We start from the raw sequence: 12,529 nt of genomic DNA on the forward strand, positions 1-12,529 counted from the left end.
AGCCTGTTAAGCCCATTGGCCTGGAAGTTGTTATGGCTAAAGACGGAAAAAAGCCAACCGCCCGAACAAGTCCCCAGTGTGCATTGGGCTTATCTAAGATTAGGAAAACTCGCGGGCTGGAATGACAGCAAACGAAGCGGAATTGTGGGCTGGGAAAGGTTATGGCAAGGATGGTTTAAACTGCAAACCATCCTTGAAGGTTACCAGCTAGCCTTGTCTCTTGAGCAAAAGATGTGATCAAGAGACAGGTATTCCTGCAGGGCTTTTTTGTTGCTGTTTACGCCTGCTATGTCTATTGCTTAAGGACTTGAGGCAAAAGCCGCGCTTTGTTGCTACAATAGCCGTGCTTTTGGGTTGAGCGAGCCTAGCGCTTAAATCTAAACTCAAGCTAGCCTAAAACTAACCTGAATCTTGATAGACCAGTTTAATCGATAAGTAACGCAATTTCAGTAACCTAGCAGCCGCTTCGTTACCCACCACAGGATATTCACCTTGAGCAACTCTGATACTAAGCCTAATCCATCAATGGCTTTTTCGACTCTTAAGCTAAAACCCGAACTGCTTGAGAACCTTTCTTCTATGGGCTACAACGAGATGACGCCAATTCAGGCGCAAAGTTTGCCACCCATTTTAGCGGGGCAGGATGTGATAGGTCAGGGTAAAACTGGCTCGGGTAAAACGGCCGCCTTCGGCTTAGGATTACTGAACAAGTTAGACGTTAAACGCTTTCGCATTCAAACCTTAGTGTTATGCCCAACCCGCGAGTTGGCCGACCAAGTGGCGCAGGAAATCCGTACCCTTGCCCGTGGTATTCATAACGTTAAAGTACTGACACTTTGCGGCGGTGTGCCTATGGGGCCACAGGTTGGTTCGCTGGAACACGGTGCACACATTATTGTGGGTACGCCGGGTCGTATCGTCGATCACTTAGATCGCAATCGCTTAGATTTAAGCAATCTCAACATGTTAGTGCTCGATGAAGCCGATCGCATGTTAGAAATGGGCTTCCAACCCGCTCTAGATGCGATTATCGAACAAGCGCCACGTGAGCGTCAGACGCTGCTATTCAGCGCGACGTTCCCTGAGCAAATTCAATCAATTGCCAAGCAAATCATGTATGACCCAAGCATGGTTAAAGTTGAAGGTAATCACGATAGCTTAAGCATAGCCCAACATTTTTATCACTTAGATGATGACAAGGCGCGTATGCAAGCGCTGCAATTATTGTTGTTAGAACATAAGCCTGAAAGCGCTGTGGTGTTTTGTAACACAAAACGCGAAACCCAAAAAGTGGCCGATGAGCTTGAAGGTTTAGGCTTTAGCGTATTGGCTTTGCACGGCGATTTAGAGCAAAGAGATAGGGACGAAACCCTGCTGCAATTTGCTAATAAGAGTGCCTGTGTATTAGTGGCGACCGACGTTGCCGCCCGTGGTTTAGATATCGATGCGCTGGATGCCGTGTTCAACTATCACGTCGCCTATGACACCGAAGTGCATATTCACCGTATCGGTCGTACTGGCCGCGCGGGCAGTAAAGGCGCCGCTTATACCTTCTATAACGACCAAGACGGTTACAAAATTGCCTTGTTAGAAGAGTATTTAGAGCGCGAAATCACCAGCGAATCACTACCATCAGAAAGTCTGCTCGGCAACACGCCTGCAGCCCCAACCATGATCACTTTGCAGATCGATGGCGGTAAGAAGGAGAAACTGCGTCCAGGAGATATCTTAGGCGCGCTGACAGGCGAAAACGGTATCGAAGGCTCACAGGTGGGTAAAATCCAAGTGACCGATTACCGCGCCTATGTGGCCGTTAATCGTAAGGTTGCCAAGAAAGCACTGAACAAAATTACTGGCGGCCGCATTAAAGGAAAATCTTACCGCGCTTGGCCAATGAAGTAAGTTTGGCCTAGCTTGAGTTGAATCGTACCTCGATTTAATTCGCTCTATTTTTAAAGGGAATAAACTCAGGTTTATTCCCTTTTTTGTTGAGTTTTATTACCGCCGTTACTGTGCCTTTTGTCCACGTCACCGCTAATCTTATTGGGCGATTAAGTAACACTTTGTATTTGTCTGCTTAATTGATATGCCCCTCAGCTTGCCTGTGTTAGAAGTGATTCTGAGTAAAAAATAAATGAGCGGATTAACGGCTTTGTCAGGTGATAAGGCGTGCATCGGTTTGGAGTATTTATGTTTCGATGGACTATTTTACTAAGCATCTTTTTGAGCGCAGCGAGCGTTGCATCAATTCTGCCAGAGCCGCAACCGGAGTCTAAGTCAGAGCCGCAACCGTTACAGCACTTCATCTACATTAACCATCGTGAGGCTAACGGAGAAAACATTCGTGCCGACAAGGCGTTGCGCGATCCCCGTTTTGGCGGTGCGCAGATTGTTTATACTTGGCGCAGTTTAGAGCCTAAGCAGGGCGAATATGATTTCAGTGCGATTAGGGCCGATATTGCGTATCTCGATTCGATAGGCAAAAAATTGTGGATCCAGCTGCAAGAGAAATCCTTTACGCCCAGAGTCAATGTGCCGCGTTATTTGCTCGATGATCCTATTTATCAAGGCGGTGTGTTGAAGCAAAGCATGTTGAGTGCACCAGAGCGTGATCCCAATAAACCGGTGACGGATGATGAGTATGGCTGGTCAGCCAAAATGTGGGAGCCCTCAGTGCGTGCACATTATCAACAATTGGTGCGTCAGCTTGGCCAAGAGTTTGATGGGAAAATTGCGGGCATTAACTTCAGTGAAAGCTCAATTGATGTGGGGACTGAAAACGCCGATGGAACGACCACCTTTCCCAGTGATTTTAATCCTAAAGCCTATATCGATGCGATTGGCGAGAATATGCAGGTATTAGCTGAGTCATTTCAGCATTCAACCGCTATGGTGTATTTGAACTTTTTGCCAGATGAATGGCTGCCATGGAATGACAAAGGCTATATGCGAGGCTTATTTGCGCAAGCCAAATCGCTCAACATGGGTGTGGGTGGCCCAGATTTGATGCCTTACCGTAAAAGTCATATGGCACAAAGTTATGCCTTTCTTAAAGATTACCCAGCGACACTGGTGAAAGGTATGGCGGTGCAAGACGGTAATTTGCGGCAGATTAATCCTAAAACGGGTAAAAAGAATACTGTGCCTGAGCTGTTGGATTTTGCGCAAAACTACCTAGGCTTAGACTACATTTTTTGGGTTGAAGATGAACCCTATTTTACGGATGAAGTCCTGCAGCAGTTGCCAGATACAAAGGCGAATTAACTTAGGTTGCCGTTTTAGGCTGTTTTTAAGGCAGTGATTGTTCAAAGCGTAGATAACGAGCTAAGCATCGATAAAGACAAACTAAGACAAACTAAGACAAACAAAAACGCCCAATTCCATACGGAGTTGGGCGTTTCTGTTTAGGACTTAATACGGCTAAATCGCTAAGCAAGTTCGCTTAGCTTTTGCATTAATCCTGTGAGTGTCTTGGACGACTCGCACCATTATTTGGGCGACGGGTGTTTTTCTTTGGGCCATTGGCGTAAGGATTCTCACCCGCTTGGCCACGATTTTCGCCAGCGCCTGAACGGCTTTCAGTTGGACGACTAGCGCCTGCGCTATTGGCTCGGCCATCGTTTGAACGTGGTGGACGAGGCTTGGCATCACTGCGGGGTGCGCTACTGGCTTCACCGCTGTGTCTTGGATTCTTGTCGTTTGGCTTGTGACCGCGCGCGACGTCACCGCTGCGTTGACCATCTTTATGCTCGGCGCTTCTTGGAGCACCATCGCGTGAGCTAGGTTGGTTTGAGCTGCGGGTATTTCTACGGCTTGGTACTGATTTACCGCTACTTTTTCCGCCGCCACCTAAACGTGATTCTGGCAATTCATGGTTAAAGCCTTCAACCATTTCACGGTCTAATACGCGATTGATCAAACGCTCGATATCGTTCAGCAGTTTGATTTCTTCGTTGCTCACCAGTGACACGGCTTGACCCGATGCGCCAGCGCGGCCAGTACGGCCGATACGATGCACATAATCTTCTGGCACGTTCGGTAAGTCGAAGTTAACCACTTGTGGTAATTGGTCTATGTCTAAACCGCGGGCAGCAATATCGGTTGCTACCAGTACGCGAGCTTGACCATTTTTAAAGTCGGCCAAGGCTTTAGTACGGGCGGTTTGGCTCTTGTTACCGTGGATAGCGGCGGCTTTGATACCTGCCTCTTCAAGGCTTTTCGCCAGACGGTTAGCACCATGTTTAGTGCGCGAGAATACCAACACTTGTTGCCAATCGTTTTGCTTGATGAGTTGGATCAAGAGTGCCGATTTTTGGCTCTTATCAACAGGGCAAACCCATTGTTTTACTGTGGTCGCTGCCGCGTTACGCGGCGTGACCGAAATTTCGACTGGATCATTGACTAGGCCTTTGGCCAGCTCACGAATTTCATCGGAGAAGGTGGCTGAGAACATCAGGTTTTGACGTTGCTTAGGTAAAATGGCCAAAATCTTACGGATATCGCGGATAAAGCCCATGTCTAACATGCGGTCGGCTTCATCTAACACTAAGATCTCAAGCTGGCTGAATTTCACCGCTTTTTGATTATATAGATCCATCAATCGACCGGGCGTCGCGACTAATACGTCGACACCGTGGCGCAATTTCGCGATTTGTGGATTGATGGGCACGCCACCAAATATCACCGCTGAGCGCAGTGGTAAATTCTTACCATAGGTTTCAACACTTTCTGCAACCTGAGCTGCCAATTCGCGTGTCGGAGTTAACACTAATGCGCGCACTTGGCCTGCTTGGGCTCGGTTACCTTTACTCAGGAGTTCGAGCATAGGTAGGGTGAAACCTGCTGTTTTACCTGTTCCTGTTTGGGCGGCCGCCATCACATCTTTGCCTTGAAGCACAGCGGGAATTGCTTGAGCTTGGATTGGCGAAGGTGTGTCGTAGCCTTGTTCGGCAACGGCTTTAAGTATCGGGGCCGATAAGCCCAGGGAGGTAAAACTCATAGATTGGTCTCTTGTGGCAACACTGTGCTGCATTTATGGTCAATAGCCAGGTCTGCTGGCGGGCGTGCAGCTTACAGGATCAGGGCTTTAAGTGCCATCTAATAAAGGTTTTTTGGCTGGGTTTCATTCATATTGGCACATAAATCGCTTGTCGGCGGCTTTCACTCGGCCTCGCTTATCTTTTAGGCGCAAGTTTAGATGGCAGAGTTTGAGGTTATGGAAGTTAATTGATTTCAAGGAATAAGATGACTATTAGGCTTAGTTCATAATATCAATTGAAGTCATAGGCATTTTTTTATCTAGAGTTAGAATGAGTTAGCGGTAGATCACGCTACAATAATGAGAGTGGTATAAACTAAAGTCGATTGGAGTAGAATTAATTAATGACGCAATTGGTTTAGCTATCTGTTCAGTTCGTGATTGATGTTATTCGCTGAATTTTTAACAATGAACCGAGCGTAAGACTTATTGAGTGTTTTCACAGTCACGTTTAACTTAGTCATTTAGATGGAGTGGCTTAAGAGCCGTTCTCTGCATGCTTGCGATTTATCTCACGTTTATTTTAGGATGAGGCATTGTGGGAACGGTTAAACGCCTCTCATTTATAGGTGGATTATGACAGCGATACAGCATATTGAACGCCTTGCACGAGGACGCAGTGAACAAGCCGTCGCTGTGATTAAAAATGTGCAGCAGATGTCAAATATCCCTATGCATGAGATGCAACTCGCGCTTAAACAATTGCTCAACTGTGGCCGAATTGCGCTGCATTTTCACCCCGATAGAATCGACAGCCGTGGTATGACTGTTGCCGAAGGTTTACTGCGCGATGGTCAATACCGTAGCCAGTTTGAGACGCATATTTCCAATGGTCAGTTGTCACCTGAGTTAGGTGGCCCACGGGATCATTGGGAAAATCAGCTTTTTGGGGATGTATACAAGGGCACTAAATCTCGGCCTAAATACGGTGCACTCGATCTGGGGATGTGGCAGGACGGTCCCGCCCCACGTTTTGGAAGCTGTTATTTTTTGACTCATACAAGTGCGATGGCGCGCTCAACCTTTAGTTATCTCGACTCGTATCGTAATCCGAAAGAGAAGGGCACGCTGTCATGTTTCGATGATATTTTAGCGGCGCTGCTGACTGAGAGTTTTGAGCGTCACTATGCCTTAGGCAAAACCGATTTTAAGCCGCTGAATGTGATCCATTACTTGGGGCATCAGCTCAATGCTTCCTTGCTGTCACGTTTCGAGCGGCCGCTATCGAATAATCTTGACCATTATATAGAGGCGCAGATCCATGGTGATGTTTCCCTCGATGAAGATATTGCCATGCTGGTGGCGGACCCCAGTTTTAAGGGGACTGATATTGGCGCAAGCTTAAGTAAAATTTGCGATAGATATGATATTGAGCTGCAATATCATGGTGGCTTTAGCCTGCATACGGCACAGATCCCCAGTGATTTCCGTGGGCCAACTATGCCATCGCTGGCTAATCGGATTACCATAGAAGACAGAGTCGATGCCCATGCCATAGGCGTAGCGGCGCGGGATTTATACCATTCCCCCCAGCATTGGCGTGACCGCGGTAATCGTGCGCAAGTCGCCCATGAACTTAAGTTGCTCTGGCATGTGCTAGTGAAATACGGTGGAGTGCAATAAGCGCTAACTCTTTAAAAATGCTTAATTGTAAACGTAAGCATTAACAACAAAATGAGTTTAGGGCGTAAATAAAACAGCGAGATAACCTCATGTTAACTCGCTGTTTTTTTTATAGATATTTTATCGTTAAGGTCGCCTAGCAACCAGTATCGACTTTTTTATAAGTGGGGACGCCCGTTGTCTCCCATTTATAGTCGATATAGCAATTTGTCGCTTCGACTTGCGCTTCTGTGGGCGTGGCAAGGTTCAGTTTTTGCTTTGGTGTGGCGATAACTTCATAGGTACCGTTAGTGGTGTAAATTCGGTAGGACCACTCATTCACATTTAGCCCTGCCGCTTTAAAAATTTCTGGCGGAGTCGTGTAAGCCGTACTTGGCGTTATACCGCTGGTGCTGGCAGCCCAAGGCTGATAGTTTTCGCCACGGATTTCGTCGTAAACGACTCTATTCGTGGTGCCGCTGTTAGCAATTTCCGACTTTGATTTGAATAAAGTGACGGCGGATTTCATCGAAGCCAGTGCACCTGATAGCTGACTCTTATAGGCATCTGATTGTAAATTAATGAATTTAGGTGCAGCTACTACGGCTAATACGCCAAGAATAATAATAACCACAACGAGTTCAATCAGGGTGAAACCAGCATTTTTATTTGGCATAGATAGAGGACATTTAATACAAAGAGCTTCATGCTACCTAAGTTTTTAAAATCAGGCTAGTACTAGGTAAAGTTCCGTTAACTCCTAGATTTATTTATCTTTAGCTCGTTTTTGTGAGTCCGCTAGCAAAAGTCTGTGATAGGGTTTCATCTGTTGTAGATGCCTGCGATACTGCGTCCCTATCGGAACTTTTTAGCCGTTGCAAGCCCCTTAAACTGAATTGTTATCGATAGTCGATCCCCGCTACGAGTCGCTTAATTGTTTTCTTGTTGGAGCACCATGGATAAGTCGTTAGAAAAATCCCTTCTTGTTTGGCTTAAAGCCCAGAAAAAAGCCTGTGGCCTGTTCCTTAAATTGTCGTTATGGCTTGGGATGATAAGCGCCGTCGCTATGGTGGCGCAGGCTTATATTATCGCGACAATTCTGAATGGCGTGATCATAGGGCAAGTTATACCGCTAACTGACAATGCCCAAACGATCAGTTCCAGCGTGAATATTGATACCTATACACCTCATTTTATTGCGCTAATTGCCTTGATGTTACTGCGTGCCTTGCTGGCTTATGGGCGTGAACGCGCCAGTTTTGAGGCGGGTAAGCGTCTACGTGGCCATATTCGCGCGGCAGTGATGGACAAGTTGACTAAGCTAGGTCCGGCATTTATTAAAGGTAAACCCGCAGGGAGTTGGGCAAGCATAGTCTTAGAGCAAGTCGAAGATTTACAAGATTTTTATGCCAGATACCTTCCGCAAATCAGCCTTGCTGGTTTTATTCCCGTACTCATTTTCGCAGCGGTATTCCCGATTAACTGGGCGGCAGGCTTAATCCTGTTACTCACAGCGCCATTAATCCCTATGTTTATGATCTTAGTTGGCATGGGCGCTGCTGATGCTAATCGCAAGAACTTCAGTGCGCTTGCAAGATTGAGCGGCCATTTTATGGATAGATTAAAAGGCTTAAGCACGTTGAAACTCTTCCACCGTGGTGATGCCGAGCTTAAGGTGATCGCTACTGCTTCGGAGGAGTTTCGTAGCCGCACTATGTCGGTGCTACGCATGGCATTTTTAAGCTCGGCAGTCTTAGAGTTTTTTGCCGCTGTATCGATTGCAGTATTGGCGGTTTACTTTGGTTTCAGTTACTTAGGTCACTTAGATTTTGGCTATTATGGCGCCCATGCCAATATTAGTTCAAGTACAGATCCTGACATGGGCGGTATTCCTTTCAGCTTATTTACTGGGCTATTTATTCTGATTTTAGCTCCTGAGTTTTATCAACCGCTGCGCGACATGGGGACTCATTACCATGCTAAGGCGCAGGCTATAGGCGCGGCAGAAGCTTTGATTACCTTGCTCGAACATCCGGAACCTGAATTTGCTGGCCACGTCCGCATCAATAGCATAGAGACGCTGAGTGCCGACAATCTTGAAGTGTTCAGTGTCGATGGCACGCGTTTACTTGGCCCGCTGAGTTTTGAGTTAAAAGAGGGTGAACGCTTAGCCTTAGTTGGCCCGAGTGGAGCGGGTAAAACCAGTTTACTCAACGCCTTATTGGGATTTTTACCCTACAAGGGCCATTTGTTGATTAATGGCCATGAGTTATCCGCATTAGACTTAGCCCATTGGCGACAGCACTTAGCTTGGCTTGGACAGGAACCGCAGTTATTTCATGGCACAGTGCGGGATAACGTGGCCTTAGCCGCCCCCACTCTGCCCGACGATACGCTGTGGCACTTGCTGGCAGAGGCCAATATCAGCGACTTCGTTAAGGCGCAGCTATTGGGTTTAGATGCACCAGTCGGTGAACAATCCTCCGGTTTATCCGTTGGCCAAGCTCAACGTATTGCCTTAGCAAGGGCGCTTGGGCAGCAGGCGAGTTTGTTTGTCCTCGATGAACCCACAGCCAGTTTAGATAGCCAGAGTGAGCAGGCGGTGAGTTCTGCGCTGAATCGCGCCATGGCAGGTAAGATGTGCATTATGGTGACCCACAGATTAGATCAGTTAGATCAAATGGATACTATTCTTGTGCTCGATAAAGGCTTGATAGTACAGCGGGGCGACTTTACCACTTTGTCTAATACTCACGGCTTATTCCAAACCTTACTGCGTGAAAATGTTGAGTCCGTGGCGGATATTGAACTTGTACCGTTATCGGCCAGCGCCAGTGAGACGCAGCTTGATAGTGACGCTCCACTCGACATTGCCGCCGAGTCTACTAAAGGAGATGCCCAATGAAAGTGCTGATCCCCTTTATTCGATTGTTCTCGCGCCAGTGGCTGATGATGTCCGTGGGCTTGCTGCTGACCATTATTACTTTGATGGCCGGCATAGGTTTACTGTCACTTTCGGGCTGGTTTCTTTCCGCTACCGCTGTTGCAGGTTTGACGATAGTCACGGCGCAGTCCTTTAACTTTTTCACTCCCGCGGGCGGGGTACGTTTCTTATCAATTGCCCGTACTGCCAGTCGTTATGGCGAGCGTTTAGCGACCCATGAGGCGACCTTTAAGTTGCTGACTGAACTTCGTGTTTGGGCGTGGCGTAAACTCTTGCCGCTAAGTGCTAAAAATCTGCAGGGGCTGCGCCGTGGCGACATGCTCAATCGCTTGGTTGCCGATATCGATACCCTAGATCATCTTTACCTGCGACTGCTCACGCCTATGGCGGCATCCCTTCTGATGACGGGGCTCTTGTATCTATTCCTCGCTTGGTTCGATGCCAAACTTGCTCTCAGTCTTTGCTTATTCTTAGTCGCTGTTTGGCTGGTGATGCCACTGCTATTTTATCGCCTTGGACACGCGCCAAGCCGGACTATGCTCGAAACCAAGCGTCATTATCGGGTGCAGTTGCTCGATATGTTGCAAGGCCAAGCCGAACTTAGCCTATTTGGCGCGAACAACAGATTCAGGCAGAAACTGAATGATGCTGAAATTGCACTTTTTCGCAGCCAAAGCGCGATGGCCAATATCACTGCTCTCAGCCAAGCCATGTTGATCCTCTCCACGGGCTCAGCCTTGATCATGATGCTTTATTTAGCCGCTCAAGGTGTGGGTGATGCCGTGCCGCCGGGCCCCATGTTTGCGCTTATGGTGTTTGCCACTATGGCCTGCGTTGAGATGATGATGCCGATCGCGGGCGCGTTTCAACATTTGTCAGGCTGCGTATTGGCCGCAACGCGAATTAATGAAATCACCGAACAAAAGGCCGATATTCAATTTGCTGTCGATACTGGCTTGAGGGCAAAATCTGGCGCATTACAGATTGAAGATATCCACTTTGGTTATCGAGGCGATCAAAACGTGCTGCAAGGTTTGTCCCTTGAGATAAAAGCCGGGCAAAAAGTCGCGTTACTTGGGCCAACGGGTTGCGGTAAGTCGAGCTTATTGACGCTGATTACCCGAGAATGGCAAGCACAGCAAGGGCACATCAAGCTCGATGGTCATGCACTTTCAGAGTACAGCGAGCGCGGTCTTAGGGATGCGATTACTGTAATTAGTCAACGCATCTATTTGTTTGCAGGCACTTTGCGGGAAAACTTAGTATTAGCCTTACCTGTCATCGAGGGCGAGAAACGCACGGCCCACGACGCACGTTTGATTGATGTGTTACAGCGGGTTGGGCTTGGCGCTTTACTCACGGGTGATAAGCCGCTGGATAGGTGGATTGGTGAAGGTGGACGTCAGCTTTCGGGTGGCGAGCAGCGCCGTATTGGTGTAGCAAGAGCACTGCTGCGTGATGCACCGCTGTTATTGCTAGATGAGCCAACTGAAGGGCTAGATAAACGCACCGAGCGAGAGATTTTAAGTTTACTGTTTGATTTTGCAAAAGATAAAACCTTACTTATGATTAGCCATCGTTTAACCGCTATGGCGAAGATGGATCAAATTCATTTACTCGGTCTGGGGAAGATTATTGCGTCTGGCACTCACCAGAGCTTAATTGAAGACAGTGCAGAGTATCAGGCCTTGTACCAAAGACTCGCTTAAGGTTTTGGATTTAATCTTTTAGAATTAAGACGTTGGCGCTCAATATTATAAATAGCGATATATTTTACCCATTAAAAGCGGATATGAATCTATGAACCCTGCGATGCCAGAAGCATTAGCTCCACAAATTAATGCTCATTTTAATGGTAAGTTTGAGGTCGAGCTTAAATATCGCTTATTGGATCGCCACGCTTTTTTCGCTGCCTTACAAATGAGAAATCCCGAGGTCATGCTCGAAGATAACCTTGAGCATGACTGTTACTTTGATCTGCCATCACAGTCACTTAAAGGTGAGCACAAGAGCTTGTGTATCCGTGAGATGCAGCCATCGGGGATAATGCTGTGGATAGTGAAAGGGCCAGAAAAAGACCGCTGTGAAGCCGTTAATATCACTGAAGCAACAAAAGCAAAAAGTATGCTGCAGACCTTAGGTTATGAATGCGTACTGGAAATTAAAAAGCGCCGCAGTATCTATTTTCTGGGTGAATTTCATCTAACAATCGATCATATCGAAGGTTTAGGGGATTTTGCTGAACTCGCGATTATGACCAATGATGAAACCCTGTTGCCTAAGTATGAAGTTCAATTGCAACAACTCGCCGTTGACTTAGGCCTAAGTGAAGTGCAGCGAGAGTGGTTATCCTATCGGCAGTTGCAGCAGGCTTTAAATAATAAGTAATGGTTCAATCTTTTGGATTAACAGCTTGAGGCTTAATAGCTTAAAGTTTCATAGCTTAAGTTTTATGGTTTGCACCGCTAAATTCGACTAATCAATCCATCGCAACAAACCGCTATGGCTCAGTTCAAATCCCTTTGAGCGTCACTGTCCATACCGCATTCACTGTTTGTTTTAACTTGCTATCGACGACTTAAACTTAAGCAGCGTACTTAAATTCGAGTATCACATTTCAATTCAAGCCACCTTTACAAATTCAAACGGCTTACATACTGATTATTCAGTTTTATTTGCCGTTAGTTACTTGATGCGTTTTAGCCTAAGCGTTGTGAAAAGGCGAGGTAGCGTTTAACTTCCGCTTCAGGGAATTTTAATTCGTCACCATCTTGAACACTTGAGAGTAAATTCTCCCGAGCGAAGCGTTTAATGGTCGCTGGTGTTTTATCTAACATTTTGCACACTTCATCTAAGGTTAATAAGTTATCGCTCATGGCACTCTCCCAGTAATTCAATAGAAACATAACCCAAAGAGTATAGAACAATAATTTCAATCAAGATGA

Annotated in this window: 9 protein-coding genes and 1 pseudogene; 7 read left to right on the forward strand and 3 right to left on the reverse strand. The window is 46.8% G+C overall.

Annotated features, from left to right (window positions below; all coding sequences use genetic code 11):
* The 3 genes and pseudogenes from L5M18_RS05130 to L5M18_RS05140 all read left to right on the forward strand — a co-directional run.
* Positions 1-237, forward strand: a pseudogene (locus L5M18_RS05130) (IS4 family transposase); the annotation flags it as partial.
* Positions 238-525: 288 nt separating this feature from the next.
* Positions 526-1,902 carry an ATP-dependent RNA helicase DbpA gene (gene dbpA, locus L5M18_RS05135; protein ID WP_011847678.1) on the forward strand — a complete coding sequence of 459 codons (1,377 nt, stop codon included), beginning with the start codon at positions 526-528 and terminating at the stop codon, positions 1,900-1,902.
* A gap of 288 nt (positions 1,903-2,190) precedes the next feature.
* Positions 2,191-3,264: a hypothetical protein gene (locus tag L5M18_RS05140; protein WP_263196126.1), complete on the forward strand. Its 1,074-nt coding sequence runs from the start codon at positions 2,191-2,193 to the stop codon at positions 3,262-3,264.
* Positions 3,265-3,454: 190 nt separating this feature from the next.
* Here the strand turns inward: L5M18_RS05140 and L5M18_RS05145 are convergent, their stop codons facing one another.
* Positions 3,455-4,999 (reverse strand): DEAD/DEAH box helicase, encoded by a 1,545-nt coding sequence (locus L5M18_RS05145; protein WP_168822533.1) that lies wholly within the window; start codon positions 4,997-4,999, stop codon positions 3,455-3,457.
* Positions 5,000-5,614: 615 nt separating this feature from the next.
* On the opposite strand from L5M18_RS05145, the gene L5M18_RS05150 reads away from it, so the two are divergent.
* Entirely contained in the window at positions 5,615-6,661 is a 1,047-nt protein-coding gene (locus tag L5M18_RS05150) for a DUF3626 domain-containing protein (RefSeq protein WP_263196128.1), read from the forward strand.
* A gap of 136 nt (positions 6,662-6,797) precedes the next feature.
* Here L5M18_RS05150 and L5M18_RS05155 read toward each other — a convergent pair whose 3' ends face one another.
* Positions 6,798-7,316 carry a type II secretion system protein gene (locus L5M18_RS05155; RefSeq protein WP_105251541.1) on the reverse strand — a complete coding sequence of 173 codons (519 nt, stop codon included), beginning with the start codon at positions 7,314-7,316 and terminating at the stop codon, positions 6,798-6,800.
* 279 nt (positions 7,317-7,595) lie between these two features.
* Here L5M18_RS05155 and cydD point away from each other — a divergent pair, with 279 nt between their 5' ends.
* From cydD to cyaB, 3 genes are all read left to right on the forward strand, one after another.
* Entirely contained in the window at positions 7,596-9,545 is a 1,950-nt protein-coding gene (gene cydD, locus L5M18_RS05160; RefSeq protein WP_263196129.1) for a heme ABC transporter permease/ATP-binding protein CydD, read from the forward strand.
* Positions 9,542-11,293 carry a heme ABC transporter ATP-binding protein/permease CydC gene (gene cydC / locus L5M18_RS05165; RefSeq protein ID WP_263196130.1) on the forward strand — a complete coding sequence of 584 codons (1,752 nt, stop codon included), beginning with the start codon at positions 9,542-9,544 and terminating at the stop codon, positions 11,291-11,293. Before cydD ends, cydC begins: the two co-directional genes overlap by 4 nt.
* 91 nt (positions 11,294-11,384) lie before the next feature.
* Entirely contained in the window at positions 11,385-11,972 is a 588-nt protein-coding gene (gene cyaB, locus L5M18_RS05170) for a class IV adenylate cyclase (protein WP_263196133.1), read from the forward strand.
* 311 nt (positions 11,973-12,283) lie between these two features.
* Here cyaB and L5M18_RS05175 read toward each other — a convergent pair whose 3' ends face one another.
* Positions 12,284-12,460 (reverse strand): helix-turn-helix domain-containing protein, encoded by a 177-nt coding sequence (locus tag L5M18_RS05175; protein ID WP_006082937.1) that lies wholly within the window; start codon positions 12,458-12,460, stop codon positions 12,284-12,286.
* Between the last annotated feature and the right edge of the window lie 69 nt (positions 12,461-12,529).

Origin of the sequence: Shewanella sp. SM20 (assembly GCF_025654545.1) — a bacterium.
GTDB classification, from domain to species: Bacteria; Pseudomonadota; Gammaproteobacteria; order Enterobacterales; family Shewanellaceae; genus Shewanella; species Shewanella oncorhynchi.